General features: G+C 70.5%; 18 protein-coding genes. 6 read left to right on the top strand and 12 right to left on the bottom strand.

Features of this window, described 5'->3' with window-relative positions; all coding sequences use genetic code 11:
- Positions 1-89: 89 nt before the first annotated feature.
- Positions 90-1,148, bottom strand: coding sequence for a signal recognition particle-docking protein FtsY (gene ftsY, locus YS110_09665; GenBank protein ID UJB64994.1), 1,059 nt, complete (start codon positions 1,146-1,148; stop codon positions 90-92).
- A 27-nt stretch (positions 1,149-1,175) separates the two neighbouring features.
- Here ftsY and YS110_09660 point away from each other — a divergent pair, with 27 nt between their 5' ends.
- From YS110_09660 to coaD, 4 genes are all read left to right on the top strand, one after another.
- Entirely contained in the window at positions 1,176-2,615 is a 1,440-nt protein-coding gene (locus YS110_09660; protein ID UJB64993.1) for an insulinase family protein, read from the top strand.
- A gap of 8 nt (positions 2,616-2,623) precedes the next feature.
- Positions 2,624-3,976 carry an insulinase family protein gene (locus tag YS110_09655; GenBank protein ID UJB64992.1) on the top strand — a complete coding sequence of 451 codons (1,353 nt, stop codon included), beginning with the start codon at positions 2,624-2,626 and terminating at the stop codon, positions 3,974-3,976.
- Complete coding sequence (gene rsmD / locus YS110_09650; protein ID UJB64991.1) at positions 3,973-4,572, top strand: 16S rRNA (guanine(966)-N(2))-methyltransferase RsmD; 600 nt, start codon at positions 3,973-3,975, stop codon at positions 4,570-4,572. Before YS110_09655 ends, rsmD begins: the two co-directional genes overlap by 4 nt.
- A 74-nt stretch (positions 4,573-4,646) precedes the next feature.
- Positions 4,647-5,144 (top strand): pantetheine-phosphate adenylyltransferase, encoded by a 498-nt coding sequence (coaD, locus tag YS110_09645; GenBank protein UJB64990.1) that lies wholly within the window; start codon positions 4,647-4,649, stop codon positions 5,142-5,144.
- Between the two features lie 18 nt (positions 5,145-5,162).
- Here the strand turns inward: coaD and YS110_09640 are convergent, their stop codons facing one another.
- From YS110_09640 to YS110_09615, 6 genes are all read right to left on the bottom strand, one after another.
- Entirely contained in the window at positions 5,163-5,534 is a 372-nt protein-coding gene (locus YS110_09640; protein ID UJB64989.1) for a hypothetical protein, read from the bottom strand.
- Positions 5,531-5,959, bottom strand: a complete 429-nt coding sequence (locus YS110_09635; GenBank protein UJB64988.1) for a DUF1311 domain-containing protein — start codon at positions 5,957-5,959, stop codon at positions 5,531-5,533. Before YS110_09635 ends, YS110_09640 begins: the two co-directional genes overlap by 4 nt.
- Positions 5,956-7,578 (bottom strand): TPM domain-containing protein, encoded by a 1,623-nt coding sequence (locus tag YS110_09630; protein UJB64987.1) that lies wholly within the window; start codon positions 7,576-7,578, stop codon positions 5,956-5,958. The genes YS110_09635 and YS110_09630 overlap by 4 nt, the downstream gene beginning before the upstream one ends.
- Positions 7,579-7,613: 35 nt before the next feature.
- Positions 7,614-8,747, bottom strand: coding sequence for a helix-turn-helix transcriptional regulator (locus YS110_09625; GenBank protein UJB64986.1), 1,134 nt, complete (start codon positions 8,745-8,747; stop codon positions 7,614-7,616).
- 106 nt (positions 8,748-8,853) lie between these two features.
- Positions 8,854-9,639 carry a DUF3667 domain-containing protein gene (locus tag YS110_09620; protein UJB64985.1) on the bottom strand — a complete coding sequence of 262 codons (786 nt, stop codon included), beginning with the start codon at positions 9,637-9,639 and terminating at the stop codon, positions 8,854-8,856.
- Positions 9,640-9,709: 70 nt separating this feature from the next.
- Positions 9,710-10,657, bottom strand: a complete 948-nt coding sequence (locus YS110_09615; GenBank protein ID UJB67411.1) for an IPTL-CTERM sorting domain-containing protein — start codon at positions 10,655-10,657, stop codon at positions 9,710-9,712.
- A 256-nt stretch (positions 10,658-10,913) separates the two neighbouring features.
- Here YS110_09615 and YS110_09610 point away from each other — a divergent pair, with 256 nt between their 5' ends.
- Positions 10,914-12,095 (top strand): helix-turn-helix transcriptional regulator, encoded by a 1,182-nt coding sequence (locus YS110_09610; protein ID UJB67410.1) that lies wholly within the window; start codon positions 10,914-10,916, stop codon positions 12,093-12,095.
- A 69-nt stretch (positions 12,096-12,164) separates the two neighbouring features.
- Here YS110_09610 and YS110_09605 read toward each other — a convergent pair whose 3' ends face one another.
- From YS110_09605 to YS110_09590, 4 genes are all read right to left on the bottom strand, one after another.
- Positions 12,165-12,482, bottom strand: a complete 318-nt coding sequence (locus tag YS110_09605; protein UJB64984.1) for a BON domain-containing protein — start codon at positions 12,480-12,482, stop codon at positions 12,165-12,167.
- Positions 12,483-12,642: 160 nt separating this feature from the next.
- Positions 12,643-13,032: a hypothetical protein gene (locus YS110_09600; GenBank protein UJB64983.1), complete on the bottom strand. Its 390-nt coding sequence runs from the start codon at positions 13,030-13,032 to the stop codon at positions 12,643-12,645.
- A 44-nt stretch (positions 13,033-13,076) separates the two neighbouring features.
- Entirely contained in the window at positions 13,077-13,241 is a 165-nt protein-coding gene (locus YS110_09595) for a DUF1328 domain-containing protein (protein UJB64982.1), read from the bottom strand.
- Positions 13,242-13,419: 178 nt separating this feature from the next.
- A complete protein-coding gene (locus tag YS110_09590) occupies positions 13,420-14,760 on the bottom strand; it encodes a CHASE3 domain-containing protein (protein ID UJB64981.1) in 1,341 nt (446 codons plus the stop codon).
- 113 nt (positions 14,761-14,873) lie between these two features.
- On the opposite strand from YS110_09590, the gene YS110_09585 reads away from it, so the two are divergent.
- Positions 14,874-15,506 carry a response regulator transcription factor gene (locus YS110_09585; protein ID UJB64980.1) on the top strand — a complete coding sequence of 211 codons (633 nt, stop codon included), beginning with the start codon at positions 14,874-14,876 and terminating at the stop codon, positions 15,504-15,506.
- Here YS110_09585 and YS110_09580 read toward each other — a convergent pair.
- Positions 15,496-15,885 carry a response regulator gene (locus YS110_09580; protein UJB64979.1) on the bottom strand — a complete coding sequence of 130 codons (390 nt, stop codon included), beginning with the start codon at positions 15,883-15,885 and terminating at the stop codon, positions 15,496-15,498. The genes YS110_09585 and YS110_09580 overlap by 11 nt on opposite strands.
- Positions 15,886-15,951: the final 66 nt, after the last annotated feature.

The following is a 15,951-nucleotide window of genomic DNA, read 5'->3' as shown; positions in this document are numbered from 1 at the left end:
ATCGCTTGGAGCGTGTTCAGCAGCGCCGCATCATCAATGAAATGCATGGGCACGTAAACCTTGGGGTGGCGGCCCGTGTGCCGGTGCGGTCAGGCCAGCAGCGCCTGGGCGAATTCGCGCGCGTTGAAGGTTTCGAGGTCTTCCACCTTCTCGCCCACGCCGATGAAGTACACGGGCACGGGCCGCTCCTGCGCGATGGCGGCCAGCACGCCGCCCTTGGCCGTGCCGTCGAGCTTGGTGACGACCAGGCCGGTGAGCTGCAGCGCGTCGTCGAACGCGCGCACTTGCGCCAGAGCGTTCTGGCCGGTGTTGCCGTCGATCACCAGCAGCACCTCGTGCGGCGCCGAGGCGTCGGCCTTGGCCACCACGCGCTTGATCTTTTTCAGCTCTTCCATCAGGTGCAGTTGCGTGGGCAGGCGCCCGGCGGTATCGACCAGCACCACGTCCTTGCCGCGCGCCTTGCCGGCCGACACGGCGTCGAAGCTCACGGCGGCCGGGTCGCCGCCGTCCTGGCTGACGATCTCCACCGTATTGCGCGTGGCCCACACGCCGAGCTGCTCGCGCGCCGCCGCGCGGAAGGTGTCGGCCGCCGCCAGCAGCACGCTCTGGCCATGGTCGGCCAGGTGCCGCGTGAGCTTGCCGATGGAGGTGGTCTTGCCCGCGCCGTTGACGCCCGCCACCATGATCACGGTGGGCGCCTGCGCGCCGATCACCAGGGGCTTTTCCAGCGGGCGCAGCAGGTCGGCCAGCGCGTCGGCCAGCAGCGCCTTGACGGCGGCGGGCTCGGTGGCCTTGGCCTCCTTGACGCGGCGCTTGAGGTCGGCCAGCAGGTGCTGCGTGGCGCGCACGCCGGTGTCGGCCATCAGCAGCGCGTCTTCGAGTTCCTCGTACAGCGCTTCGTCGATCTTGGTGCCGGTGAAGACGGTGGCGATGCTGCCGCCAGTCTTGCGCAGGCCCGTGCGCAGGCGCTCCATCCAGCCCTGGCGCGCACCGGCGGCCTCGGGCTTGGGCGCGGGTTCGGGTGCGCCGGGCGGCAGATCCGGGGCAGGGGTCGCGGCAGCAGCAGGGGCGGGCGCCGCCGTGGCCGGGGCGTCAGCGGGCGGCGGGGGCGTGGGGACCGCGGGTTTTTTCTTGAAAAAGCTGAACATTGGCGAGTTCTTAGAATCCTGCATTCTATGAAACGCGCATTGACCCTCCTGGCCCCCGCCGCCCTGGCCGCCTGCCTGGCCAGCCCGCCCGTGCTGGCGCAGGCCCCCGCCCCCGTTCCCCCCACTCCAGCGGCCGCCTCCGGCGTCGCGCAGCAGTTCACGCTGAAGAACGGCATGCAGCTCATCGTGCAGCCCGACCGGCGCGCGCCCACGGCGGTGCACATGGTCTGGGTGCGCGTGGGCGCCATGGACGAGGTGGACGGCACCTCGGGCGTGGCGCACGCGCTGGAGCACATGATGTTCAAGGGCTCCAGGCGCCTGCAGCCCGGCGAGTTCTCGCGCCGCGTGGCCGCGCTGGGCGGGCAGGAGAACGCCTTCACCAGCTGGGACTACACCGGCTACTACCAGCAGATTCCCGCATCGCGCCTGCAGGACGTGATGCGGCTCGAAGCCGACCGCTTCGCCCACAACCAGTGGCCCGATGCCGAGTTCACGAAAGAGATCGAGGTCATCAAGGAAGAGCGCCGCATGCGCACCGAGGACAACCCGCGCGCCCTGCTGATGGAGCAGCTCTACGCGGCCAGCTACGTCGCCTTCCCGTACCACCGCCCCGTCATCGGCTGGATGGGCGACCTCGACGCGCTGACGCCCGATGACGTGCGCGCGTTCCACCGCCAGTGGTACGTGCCCGGCAACGCCGTGGTGGTGGTGGCCGGCGACGTGCAGGCGGCGCAGGTGCGCGCCTGGGCCGAGAAGACCTACGGCAGCATTCCGGCGCGCGCCCTGCCGGTGCGCAAGCCGCGTCCCGAGCCCGCGCAGCGCGGCATCCGGCGCGTCGAGGTCAAGGCGCCGGCCGAGCAGGCCTACGTGGCGCTGGCCTTCCACGTGCCGCGCATCGCCCGCGTCGATGAGGGCATGGCCGCGCAGGACCGCGACGCCCTGGCGCTGCTGGTGCTCTCGGCCGTGCTCAGCGGCTACGACGGCGCGCGCCTGGAGCGCGCGCTGACCCAGGGCGCTGGCCGCGTGGCCGACAGCGCCAACAGCGGCGCCTCGGTGCTGGGGCGCGGGCCCGGCCTGTTCCTGCTCACCGGCGTGCCGGCCGCGGGGCAGAGCGCCGAGGCCGTGGAGCAGGCCCTGCGCGCGCAGGTGGCGCGCATCGCCCGGGACAGCGTGGAGCCCGCCGAGCTGGAGCGCGTGAAGACGCAGTGGATGGCCTCGAACATCTACGAGCGCGACTCGGTCATGAACCAGGCGCAGCAGCTCGGCAGCTACTGGGTGCTGGGCATGCCGCTGGACGCCGAGGACCGCCTGCTGGCCCAGCTGCGCAGCGTCACGCCGCAGCAGGTGCAGGACGTGGCGGCGCGCTACTTCGGCGATGACGCCCTCACCGTGGCCACGCTGCGGCCCCAGCCGCTCGACGGCAAGCAACCCCGCCCCGCCCCTGCCCCTGGCGCACGACTGCACTGAAGAACACCATGCAAGCTATTAAAAAGAGAGCTGCCAGCGCTTTGCTGGTATGCGTTGGATGGCTTTTTTCCTCGCAATCCGCGTGGGCGCTGCTGCCCATCGAGCACTGGCGCGAGCCCAGCGGCGCGCAGGTCTGGCTGGTCAACAGCCCGGGCATTCCGATGGTGGACGTGCAGATCGCCTTCGACGCCGGCAGCCGCCGTGACCCGCCCGCGCAGGCCGGGCTGGCGCAGGCCGCCGCGCTGATGAGCGCCAAGGGCGTGCAGGCGCAGGCCGATGCCCCGGCGCTCGACGAGAACGCCCTGGGCGAGGCCTGGGCCGACCTGGGCGCGAGCTTCGGCGCGCAGGCTGACCGCGACGGCTACAGCTACGCGCTGCGCTCGCTCACCGACCCCGCGCTGCTGCAGCGCGCCGCGCGCCTGGCGGCGCGCCAGATCGCCCAGCCGAGCTGGCCCGAGCCCGTGTGGGAGAGCGAGCGCGCGCGCTGGAGCGCCGCCATCAAGGAGTCGTACACCCGCCCCGGCCCGGTGGCGGCCAAGGCCTTTGCCACCGCGCTGTACGGCAGCCACCCCTACGGCCAGCGCCCCAGCGAGGACACCCTGGCGCGCATCGGCGTGGCCGACCTGCAGGCCTTCCACGCCCGTGCCGTCGCCGCCTGCCGCGCGCGCGTGAGCATCGTCGGCGCGCTCGACCGCGCCCAGGCGCAGGCGCTGGTGCGCGCGCTGCTGGCGCTGCTGCCCGCGCGCGACCCGGCGGACTGCGCCCCGCTGCCCGCCGTGCCCGACGCGCCGCCGCTGGCGCAGCCCGAGGCGCAGCGCATCGCCTTTCCCGCCGCGCAGGCGCAGGTGCTCATTGGGCAGCCCGGCATCGCGCGGCGCGACCCCGACTTCCTCGCCCTGCTGGTGGGCAACCACATCCTCGGCGGCGGCGGGCTGGTGTCGCGCCTGACCGAAGAGGTGCGTGAAAAGCGCGGCCTGAGCTACAGCGTGTACAGCGACTTCTCGCCCGGCCTGAACGTGGGCGGCTTCGTCGTCGCCCTGCAGACCCGCCCCGACCAGGCCAACCAGGCCCTGCAGGTGGCGCAGCAGACCCTGGCGCGCTACGTGCAGGACGGCCCGACCGAGGCCGAACTCCAGGCCGCCAAGGACAACCTGATCGGCGGCTTCGCGCTGCGCATCGACAGCAACCGCAAGCTGCTGGGCAACGTCAGCAACATCGCCTGGAACGGCCTGCCGCTGGACTACCTGGAGCACTGGACGCAGCGCGTGCAGGCCCTCACCGTGGCCGACGTGCGCGCCGCCCTGCAGCGCCACCTGCAGCCCGGGCGCATGGCCACCGTGGTCGTCGGGGGCCAGCCTTGAGCCGGCCCGCCGCTGCGCGCACCGGCGCCGCGCCCCGGGGCGCGGGCGAGGTGCGCATCATCGGCGGCCAGTGGAAGCGCACGCGCCTGAAGGTGCCCGACCGCCCCGGCCTGCGTCCCACGCCCGACCGCGTGCGCGAAACCCTGTTCAACTGGCTCGGCCAGGACCTGACCGGCTGGCATTGCCTCGACGCCTTCGCGGGCACTGGCGCACTCGGGCTGGAGGCCGCCTCGCGCGGCGCGGCGGCGGTGCTGCTGGTGGAGCAGGAGGCCGCGCTGGCCGCCGCGCTGCAGCAGCACCAGCAGCGCCTGCAGGCCGCGCAGGTGCGCGTGCAGCGCGGCGACGGCCTGGCCGCGCTGCGCCAGGCGCCGGCGGGCAGCCTGCACCTGGTGCTGCTCGATCCGCCATTCGACGCCCTGGCGCTGTTCGCCCCGGCGCTGCAGGCCGCCGCGCAGGCGCTGGCGGCCGACGGCTACGTCTACCTGGAGGCCCCGGCCGCCTGGGACGATGCCGCGCTGGCCGCCTGCGGCCTGCGCGCGCACCGCTACCTGAAGGCCGGCGCGGTGCACGCGCACCTGCTGCGCCGTGTTGCTTGAACTATTGGTTTGATAGCTGCCAGCGCTTTCTACATAAGGCCTGGAGCCGTTTTTTGTTCTGAAAAGAGATTGCCATGCCCCACGTCATCGCCATCTATCCCGGCACCTTCGACCCCATCACGCTGGGCCATGAAGACCTGGTGCAGCGCGCCACCCAGCTGTTCGATGAGGTCATCGTGGCCGTGGCCGCGGGCCACCACAAGAAGACGATGTTCAGCCTGGACGAGCGCATGGCCCTGGTGCGCGAGGTGGTCAAGCCGTGGCCCCAGGTGCGCGTGGAAAGCTTCGACGGGCTGGTGCGCGACTTCGTGCGCGCCCACGGCGCCAGGGCCATGGTGCGCGGCGTGCGCAGCGTGACCGACTTCGACTACGAGCGGCAACTGGCCGGCATGAACCGCCACCTGATGCCCGACGTGGAAACCGTCTTCCTCACGCCCAGCGACCAGTTCGCGCACCTCTCCAGCAGTTTCGTGCGCGAGATCCACACGCTGGGCGGCGACGTGCAGGCGCTGGTGTCGCCCGCTGTGCTGCAAGGACTGAAGGACAAGCACCCGCAGCAGGGTAAGCGGTAGGGGGCCAAGCGCTCGAAGCTATTGCTGGGAGCGTGCTGGCTCCCGGACCGCCACCACGCGCAAGCCCCCGCCCTCCAGCGTGCACACGAAGGTGTAGCTGCCCGGCAGGAGCACCTGGCCTTGCAGCACGCCCGTGACCTGGCGGCGGGCCAGTTGCACGCGGGTCTTGCGGTAGTGCGGCAGCACGGCGGGCAGGCGATGCCAGCGGCTGGTTTCGCCGGGGGCCAGCGGCCCCAGGTCCACATCGGTGCCGCGCTGGGGCCAGCCCTGCCAGGCATGCTCGAAGGGTTCGGCGCTGGCGTTGCGGATGCGCAGGCGGATCTCCTGGGCTGCGTGGACGCGCAGCGTGAGCCATGCGCCGGCCAGGGCGAGCAGGGCGCGGCGCATCACGGCTGCAGCCCGTCCAATGCGCTCTGCAGGTCGCACACCCGCGCGCGGCGGCGAGCCAGCGAGGCGCCGCCGGTGTTCAGCGCGGCGGACGTGCCCTCGTCGGCGTGCAGGGCGGCATCCCACAGGGCCTGGGCCTTGTCGTAGGCCAGCCAGGCGCGCTGCGCGGCGCGCAGGGTCTCGCGGCGCTCGGGGCCGGTGGCCTTCTGCAGCGCGGCGTAGAGGCGGTTGAGCTCCTTGTCCCACGCGGCCCAGGCGGCGCCTTGCGCGTCGGCCAGATCCATCGTCACGCCGCTGCTGCGCTCGGCGGCCCGGGCCAGGGCCTGGTCGATGGGATGGGGCTTGCCCTGACCGCAGAAGTGCTCGGCGGCGTGGGCATGCAGCGCGGGCAGCAGGCACAGGGCCAGCAAGAGGTGGCGTGCGTTCATTCCGCCACCGTATAGCTCAGCAGGTCCAGCGACTGCGTGTCCTTGGGGTTCCACGACAGGAAGTCCGAGCGCGCGATGACGGTGTAGGTCTTGCCCTGCTGCAGCTTGCCGCCGGGCATCAGCGCCTCGGTGCGCGGGTCCACGTAGAGCATGGTCGTCAGGCCCTCGCTGCTCCTCAGCAACACGGCCTTCTTGCCGTTCTTGACCTTGGCCTCGTTCACCCAGGCGCTCTTGACGCCGGTGGGCGGGCTCAGGCTTTCCACCGTGCCCGACAGGCGGGTGATGCGGCGCCAGGTCTTGCTGTCCTGCGGCTTCACGGACTTGCCGCTTTCGGCGGCGTCGGCCTTTTGCAGCTCGCCCAGCGAGGTGTAGGCAATCGTCCAGTCGGCATGGCTGGTGTCGCGGCGCAGGTGGTCGGCGGCCAGCATCAGGTTCTCGGTCCAGCCGCCGCAGGCGTTCTTGCGCTTGCACTGCGGCCAGGCCATCTTGATCCAGTCGGCCAGCTGCTTGGCCTTGTCGTGGCCGGCCATCTCCAGCGCCACGCCCGCGCCCAGCACGGCCGCTGCCTGGCCCTGCTCGGGCGCGGCCACCAGCACGGCGCCGTTGCCCACGTCCAGCTTGCCCACGCGCAGCTGGCGCAGCATGTCGTAGGCGTATTCCTCGGCGGTCTTGCCGTCCAGGTCCTTGACGAGCAGGGTGACGATCTCCACGCCGGTCTTCTCGGCATGGTCGCGCATCTGCTTTTCAAATTGTGCGCGGATGGCGGGGTCGAGGATGCCGAACTCGTCATAGATGAACGCGCCGCCCTTGGATGGCAGGGCACTGGCCTCGGCCTTGGGCAGGACTTGGGCCACGGCGGCAGGGGCCGGGGCCGCTGCGGGCGCGGCAACTGGCGCGGGCGCTGCCGCCACGGGCTTGCCGCCGCCCTGGCAGGCCGCGCCGCCGCCCTGCAGTTCGCACGCCTCCGTCCAGCCGTTGGCGATGGCCGCCAGGCGCTTCTTGCGGCCTGGGTGGGTCTCGCCGTCGGCTTCGGGGATCAGCGTGGCGATGGCGCGCTGCGCGTCGGCCAGCGGCGCGCCCATCTTGTAGAGCACGAAGCCGCTGAACTTGTCCGACTCCAGCTCGATGGGCGGCTGGCTGCCGCCGGGCACGATGGTGTGGCCCGAGAGGTGGTGCCCGATCTCGTGCGCCATGATGCTCACGGGCGCCCAGTTGTTGGCCTTGGTGGCGCGGATCACGTCGCCCATGAACGCCGGGTTGTAGGCGATCACGCGGCGCGGCACCTTGTCCGGCCCGGCCATGATGACGGCGGCGGCGTTGGGCACCTGGCCTTCCACGACGACGAAGTTGGCGGGCAGGCCGGTGTATTTCATGATCTCGGCCACCACCTGCTTGCCGCTGCTGCCGCCCTTCGATAGATCGGGCGGCGAGAAGGCCACGGGGCTGCCGTCGTACGAGCAGGCCTGCAGCGTGGCGGCCAGTTCGGCCACCAGTTGGGCCTTGGTGGGCTTGGGCGTTTGCGCCGTTTTCTGCGCCATGGCAATGCCCGCGCCGGCCAGGCCGATCAGGGCGGCGCAGGCGAAGGCGACGGGACGAACGTTGTGGTGCTTGATCATCATCAAAGCAGGCTCCTCGGGTTGGGGGATTTGGAAATTCAGGGGTGGACCAAGGCCGCCACGCGCAGCACGCGCTGCGCCAGTTCGGCCTGCCCGCGCGTGCCCGTCTTGGCGTACAGGCTGGCGAGCTGGGTGCGCACCGTGGGCATCTTCACGCCCTGGTTGGTGGCCATCTCGCGCGGCGTCATGCCCTGCAGCAGCAGGGGCAGCAGGGCCGCCTCGGCGGGCGTCAGGCCGTAGAGCGCGCTGCACACGCGCATGGCGGCCCGGGCTTCTTGCAGCGTCTCGGGCACCAGCACGAACTGGGCGAGTTCCTGGCCGCGCAGCGGCGCCGCCAGCGCCACCATGGCCTGGTGGCGCGGCGTGTGCAGCCGGGCCGAGACGGGCGTGCGGGCGCTCCAGGCCGCCGTGAGCAGGGGCGGCAGCGCGGGGTGGACTTGGCCCAGTTGCAGCGGCTGGCGCGCGTGCCAGCCCGTGGCGTGGCGCAGCAGGATGCGGCATTCGTCCTCCACGCCCAGCCAGTCGCGCGCATGGCCGTTCAGGTAGCGCACGGTGCCCTGCGGGCTCACGTGCATCAGGCCCAGGGGCAGCTGGTCCAGCGTGCGCTCCAGCGCCTGGCTGTGCCGCTCGGCCTGGCGCAGGCGGCGCTGGGCGCGCATGAGGCTGCGCACCCAGGGCGTCACGGCGCGCAGCTGCGCGAACTGGGCGGGCGTGAATTCCGGTTGGCCCAGGTCGTTGTACATGGCCAGCACGTGCAGGCCGCCGTCGGGCGAGCTTTCGACGATGCTGTTGACCATGGCGTCGATGCCCAGCGGGCGCAGGTAGTCGGCGTAGAAGCCGGTCTTCTTCAGCGCGCCCGTGGCGATGAGCTGCTGGCTCAGCGAGCCGCCGCGCGCCAGGGCCTCGCCGTGCTGGCGCTCCAGCGCTTCGCTCCAGGCGTCGTTGCCCTGGATGAGGCGGGCGTAGCGCTCCAGGAAGTCGTCGGGCATGCCCCACTGGTGCGCGGCCAGCGGGTCGCCGTCGCCGGGCAGGGGGCAGAACAGCACCAGCTTGTGACTCCCCAGCGCTTCGCCCAGGCGGCGCAGCAGGCGCGGCGCCATGCCGGGGTCGCCCAGGGCTTCCAGGCTCTCGGCGATCAGGGTGTCCAGGCGGGGGATTCCCAGGTGGTCCATGCGGTGCTTGCTTGCGTTGTGTGTTCTTGGTTGCGCCGGATGGTAGGAGGCGCGCGCTCGCCGCAACATCATTCAGGTGAATGATGTGTTGGGCTTTTTGCACACATCACAGGCCCATCTGCCACAGCACGAACTCCACCACGCCGCGCGCATACAGGGCGGTGGCCTGCCACTTGAGCACGGCGAACAGCGCGCCCGCCGCCAGCAGCTTCCACCCGTCGCGCCGCACGTCCAGCAGGTAGAACTGCTTCAAGGCCAGCATGAACACCAGCGCCTGCAGCGCCGTCATGTACCAGGGCGACCATTGCTTGTGCCACTTGAGCAGTTCGGGCGAATGCGCCAGCACCAGCGGCAGCTGGTTGGCCATCTGCAGCGCGATGAACACCGCCTGGCAGTACAGCGCCAGCGCCAATACCTCCGCCGCGTTGTAGCCCAGCCGCCGGCGGAACACGGCCCACGCGCTGGCGAACGCTGCCGCCACGCCCAGCGAGAACGACCACTTGGAATAGCCCTTGACCAGCGCATACATGCGCGCCGCCGCCTCGCTGGGGAACTCGGGCTGCAGATAGTCCGTGCGCGCCAGCACGATCAGCAAAAAGCCGATGCACAAGAACAGCAGCGTAAGCGGGTGCGGATGGTCTTTGCGCTGCCCGCGCACGTACTCGCGCGCCACCGTGCCCGGCTGCGGCAGCACGCGCAGCGCGTTGCGGATGGCCGCCCACTCGAACCAGCGGAACCGCGCCCACGCCTCCTTGCGCACCGTGCTGCCGCCCATGCGGCCCGCCTTCTTCTGCCCGCACTGCGCGCAGAAGGGGCCGGTGAGCGGGGCGGCGCAGTTCAGGCACTGGGTGGTGTCGAACAGGGCGTTGGAGAGGTGGCCGGGCTGGGGCACGTTGGATGGATTCGCTTCTGATTTGATAGCATTTGGCGCTTACTGGGTAAGCGCCAGGGGCCAAAAAGACTTAGATTTTCCTGCGGCGCAGCGCTGCGAAGCCCAGTGCGGCGGCAGCGGTGGACAACAAGATAAGTGCCCATTCGCCCAGCGTCGGGATGGGGGCCGGATTGCCCGCGCCGGGGCCTGGGCCGGGAGGCAGGGGGCCACAGCCTGTGTACCAGGGAGTGACGGTGGAGGCTTTGTCCCAGGCCGCGTTGATGGAGGGCGTGATGTGGTTTGGGCACAGCATGGAACTGCCTGCCACCAGCGCCCCGGGCGCGGCAGGTATGGGGCCGGAGAACTGGTTGTTCTGCGCCTGGATGATCTCCAGCGTGCCGGGCAGTGGCGGAATGGGGCCGGAGAGCTGGTTGTCGTTGACCAGCCATTGGCGCAGCGCCGGTGTGCCTGCCAGCGATGCGATGCCGCCTGTCAGCTGGTTGTGGTTGGCGTGGAACATCTCTAGCGCGGGCAGGTTCGCGAGCACCGGCAGCGGCCCGGTGAACTGGTTGGACGCGATGGCATAGGTCGTCAGGTGGACCAGCCCGGAGGGGTCGGGCGGCACGCCTTGCAGGTCGTTGTGGTCGATCGTGAAAGTGCGCAACTGCGCCAGGGGCGCAATCGGCGGCACCGTTCCCGCCAGGTTGTTGCTGCTCAGGTTGATGCCCCGGATGCCCGTCAGCGCGGACCAGTCGGGCAGCGCTGCGCCCACGGGGTCGGTCAGGTTGTTGCTCGCCAGCGAAAGGTACCGGATGAAGTTGGCCGGATCGGCGTTGCTCGGGTCGTTGCAGGTCACCCCGATCCACGTGCACTCGCTGCCCACTGGCCCCAGCCAGTTGGTGCGGAAAGTCCACGCGGGGCCGTTGGTGTGGTTGTACAGGTCGATCAGGTACTGCCGCTGGGCGGCCGGAATGGCGGCCTGGGCCGCACCAGCAGCCCCGAGGGCCGCTGCGATGACGAGGGAGTGGAAGCGTTTCATGGGTATGCGCAGGAGGAAAAGGGTGGGAGACACCGCGAGCTACCGGTGGGCAGCGCTGCGTGGCGGCACTGTAGAAACCCCTGGCCTTTGCGCCCATCCTCCACCTGAACGAAGATTGCCGCCTGCTGACGCCTGGGCGCAACGTCATTCACCTGAACGATGACGCCCGCCGCGCCGCGCCCTACCATCCGCCGCTTTTGGGCTGGCAACGAAAGGACGCCCCGTGCACCCTGCCCTTGGCGACCTGTTGGGCGCTATGGCCGACGAGGCTCGCTTTGGCGATGCCCTGGCCCGCTACGCCGCAAGCTTTCGCGCCGACCTGTTGGGCGGGGCGTTCCTGGCCAGCGGGCTCGACCAGTTGGCCCGGTGGGGGGCAGAATTCGCCGCCCACCCCGAGGTGGACTGGTGGCTGCAGACTCCCGCCAGCGAAGGCGTCCCCGCGTTGCTGGCCATGGGCGTCACGCCCGAGGCGGCGCAGCGCTATGCCACCCACTACCGCCTGCAGGACCCGCTGTGGGACGACGCAGTGGCCCGCATCGCCGCCGTGGGCGTGCAGGGCACCTGGGTGGCCACCGACGCGCCTGCGCGGGCCACGCGCGGCTTTCGCCGCACGGAGATCTACAGCGACTTCCTGCGCGAATATGGCATCGGCACGCGCATGTTCGGTGGCACGGCGGGCGTACCGCACCCAGTGGGCAACCTGTTCATGTCCATCTACCGCCAGGGCGATGACGAGGGGTTCGCGCCGGGGGAAGTTCAGCGCTTCCAGGCCGAATTCGGCACGGTGCAGCGCGCGGCCTTCGTGCATCGCGAGGCGGTGGCTTTGCGCGTGCGCACGTGCCGCCTGGAGTCCTTGATGGAACAGTGGCCGATGGGGCTGCTGTTCTTCGACACGGCGGGCCGCCCGCTGCATGCCAATGCCCGGGTGCGCGCATTGTGCGAACTGCCCGAGCGCGGCCCGCTGCGCGCCTTGCTGCGGGGAGGAGTGCTCCAGGCCCATGTGCCGCTGGCGTTGCAGATGCTGTTTCGGCAGTCGCTGGCGGGGCGGTCGGGTTGCGTGGAACTGCGGGGTGGGGTGCTACTGGTGGCCTTGCCAGTGGGTGATATGGCGGTCCTGGGACTGCCGCACCACGCGCCCGGAGTGGCCTGGGTGGTCATGGAGCGGAGCATGGACAGCGGGGCTGCCGTGGCCCTGGCGCGCCAGGCCTATCGCCTGAGTCCGTCGGAGTCCGCGCTGTTGCTGGCGCTGATGCGCGGGCAGACGCCGCAGGACTTCGCCGATGCGCGCGGCTCGCGCATCTCGACCGTGCGTACCCAGATGCGCGCGCTGCTCGCCAAGACGGGAACGCAGCGCCAGCAGGACTTGGTGGCCCTGGTGGCGCGGCTCATGTTGTTGACGCCCGCACAGGCGAGGGCCCAAGGGGCCGTGCCACAGTGAGTGGGGGCAAAAAAAAGGTGCCCGAAGGGGCACCTACTGTGGCCTGCCGCCCGCAGCGGGCGGGCGTGCTCAGGGGCGCACGACGATGCTGTTGCGCACGTCGCGCACGTGCTTGGTGTTGCGGGCAATGCTCTCGGCCTGGTTCTTCTCGGCCTGGGTCTTGGCGAAGCCCGACAGTTGCACGGTGCCGTTCAGGGTCTCGACGCTGATGGCGCCGGCGGACACCGTCTTGTCTTCCACCAGCTTGGCTTTCACGGCAGTGGTGATGGCAGCGTCGTCCACGTAGGCACCCACGGTCTGCTGGTCGCGCGCCACGGCGCAGCCCGTGGCGGTGACGATGGTGGTGCCGGCGAGAGCGGCGAAAGCAAGGGCGCGAAGGTATTTCATGGGTTTCTCCTCGATGGGTTGGTAAAGCGAGTGCTGTGGGGGAGGGCCTGCCAGCCGGTTGCACCCCCCCGATCGGCAAGTATCCGCATCATGATGCCTGCGGTGCGCGGCACAAGCGGCGCGCATGGGCCGCGCGAACGCAAGCAATTGTCAACCAACTTCAGCGTCTGCGTGCGCGCGCCGCGTACCCGATGGCCGTGGCCAGGGCGGCGCCGGCCACGGCGGCCAGCAGCAGCGATTTGCCTGGCTGCTCGGCCACGTAGCGGCCCGTGGCGTCGGCGGCGTGGCCGATGCGGCGGCGGGCGCGGTCGGTGGTTTCGGCGCAGTACTGGATACCGCGCGTGGCCAGCTCCTGGGCACGCTGGGCCAGGTTGTTGACGCCCGGGTCGATCTCCTGGCGCAGCCGGCGCATGCGGCTTTCGGCCTTGTCCAGCGAGGCGTTGGCCAGCTTGCGCGTGGTCTGTACGGCGCCTTCGGCGCTCTCCAGGGTGTCCTCGGCCCAGTGGCGGGCGGTGTTGGCGGTTTTGTGCGTTGCAGTGTTGTGGTGCATGAAGGCTCCTTTCGGTGAGGGATGGTCAGTGGTGGCGGTGCCGGTCAGCGTTTCTTGACGAGGCCGATCACGAAGGCCACGACGGCCATGACCACGAAAACGAAGAACAGAATCTTGGCGATCTCCACGGCCCCGGCGGCAATGCCGCCAAAGCCGAAGAGGGCCGCGACCAGGGCGATGACCAGAAAGACGACGGCGTAGTGCAGCATGGTTTCATCTCCTCGCGTTCAGCCGGCGGTGCCGGCGGGCTGGCAGCACGGGGTGCCAGGGCATGGGATGACTGTAGGCCGCGCTGTGCGCGGCGCGTGCCAGCGGCGCGCGGCTTGGCGTGTCGGCGGGAACGCGGTGCGGGGTGTAGGACAGGGCCGACGCGCGCGGCCTGCGGCGTCAGGCGCCCCAGGGAATGTCGGCCGAGACGACCGTGCCCTGGCCGGGCTGGGAGCGCACCGCGAAGCGCCCGCCCGCCGCTTCCACCCGGTGGCGCATGCCCGCGAGCCCGTGCGATTTGGCCGGCACCGCCCCGGGCGCGAAGCCCGTGCCGTCGTCCCGTATTTCCACGGCGACATGGGCGGCGTGGCGCTGCACGCGCACGGTGGCGTGGCGCGCCTGGGCGTACTTGCCGATGTTGGTGAGCGATTCCTGCACGATGCGGTACACGGTGAGCTGCAGCGCGGGCGACAGGTCCACTTCCTGCAGTTCGGCCTCCACCGCGATGCCGCTGTGCTGTGCGAATTCCCGCGTGAGGATCTCCAGCGATGCGGTAAGCCCGAGGTTGGCCAGCGAGGAGGGGCGCAGGTTTTCGATGATCCGGCGCTTCAGGGCGATGACGCCGTTGAGCGTCTCCGTGAGGTGGCGCAGGCGTTCGGACACCTCCGGCGGCGTGGTGTCGATGCGCGACTTGAGCCGCGCCACGTCGAGCTTGGCGGCCGTGAGCAGGGCGCCCAGTTCGTCATGCAGCTCGCGCGCCAGGTGGCCGCGCTCGTCCTCGCGCACCTGCTGCAGGTGCGTGGCCAGCTCGGCCAGCGAGGCCGTGCGCTCGCGTACCAGGCCTTCGAGGCGGTCGCGCTCGCGCTCCAGGCTCTCCTGCTCGCGCTGCAGCGCGGTCTGCAGCGCCCTGGCCTGGCGCAGGTACATGTAGAACGCCAGCAGGCCGATGGCTGCCATGGCGGCGACGCCCAGGCGCGCGAGCAGCAGCGAGTGCAGGATGTGCGCCTGGTTCTGCGCGGCGCGCCCGTCGGCACGCTCGATCAGCGCGAGCGCGTGGGTGCGGATGGCGTCCATGTTCTCCTTGCCCACGTCGGTGAAGATGACGAAGCGCCAGGCATCCTCGTTGCCCTGGCGGCGCAGGTCCAGGCTCAGCGCCATCTCGGAGAGCTTGCGCCCGATCTGCTGTGCGAGCTGGCTGAAATCTTCTCGATCCTCGGGCGAGTCTGCGAAGCTGCTGCGCAGCGCGTCCAGGTTGCTGTGCAGCGTGGCGACCGCGCCTTCGTAGGGCGCCAGGTAGCGCTCCTCGCCGGTCAGAAGGAAACCGCGCACGCCGGTTTCGGCGTCCAGCATGTTCTGCAGCAGACGGTTCAGCGCGGCGCGGGTGTGCTGGGTCTGCGCCATCTCGTCCACTGCCTGGCGCGAGCGCTGGTAGCTGGTTTCGTTGATGCCGACCAGCAGCAGCGCGGTCAGCAGCGCCACGGGCAGGCTCAAGGCCATCTTGCGGATCTGGGACCAGCGCATGGGCGATTCCTTCCAAGTCGGGGGCGCGGTTATTCGGGATAATGCGGCGGTCGGGCTGGCTGGCCGCGCACCGCCGTGCGGCATGCAGGGCGGCTTCGGGAAAGACCATTCTCATGATCAATATCGGCATTGTGGATGACCACGCCATCGTGCGCTCGGGCTTGCGCCAGTTCTTCGCCGAGCACGTCGACCTTTGTGTTGCGGGCGAGGCAGCGAACGGGCGCGAGGCCATCGACCTGGTGCGCCTGCACGCCATCGACGTGCTGGTGATGGACCTGTCCATGCCCGGCCAGAGCGGCCTGGACGCCATGGCCATGCTGCGTGCCAAGGCCCCCGACATGGGCATCCTGATCCTCAGTGGCTACCCCGAGGAACACTACGCGATCAACCTTATCCGCCAGGGCGCGAGCGGGTATCTGAACAAGGAGTGCGACCCGGCCGAGATCGTCGAGGCCATCCGCACCATCGCGCTGGGGCGCAGGTACCTCACGCCCGCCGTGGCCGAACTGCTGGCGCAGCAGCTGCACCGCAAGGACGACACGCCGCCACACGAGCAACTGTCCGAGCGCGAGTTCCAGGTGTTCCTGAAGCTGGCGCGCGGCGAGACCGCGGGCGATGTCGCCAAGTCCCTGTCGCTGAGCGTGAAGACCGTGAGCACCTACCGGACGCGCCTGATGGAGAAGATGGGCCTGGGGTCGAACAGCGACCTGACCTACTACGCGCTGAAGAACCGCCTCATTGACTGAGATCCGCGTCCTGGCTGCGCGCGATGCAGTAATCGAGCAGGGCGTCGATCTCGTTCGATTTGTCGAACACCGCGTCCACGCCCAACTGGGCGCAGCGGGCGCGGATGTCCGGCGTGGCGTAGTTGCTCAGCACCACGATCTTCTGGTGTGCCTGGCGCTCCCTGCAGGCGGCGAGCACCCCCAGGCCGCTGCCCTGGCGCAGGAAGAGGTCGACGATGGCCAGATCCCAATGGCCGGGGTGGCTGGTGAGCCAGGCCTTGCCGTCGGCCTCCGTTTCCGCCATGCCCACGGCCTGGATGGACGCCAGCTCCTCCAGCGTACCGATGAGGTTTTCGCGGATGGTGGCGTTGTCTTCGACGAGGTAGGTGCGCAGTTTCACGGTGGGGCCAGTCCAGGGGCACCGCGAGGGGCCGCGTGCCCATGGTTCGACTATAGGGCGCCAGGG

This window comes from Acidovorax sp. YS12 (assembly GCA_021496925.1).
Lineage (GTDB): Bacteria > Pseudomonadota > Gammaproteobacteria > Burkholderiales > Burkholderiaceae_C > Paenacidovorax.
Note: the sequence above shows the minus strand (reverse complement) of the source record. Positions and strands in the feature narration are given on the sequence as shown.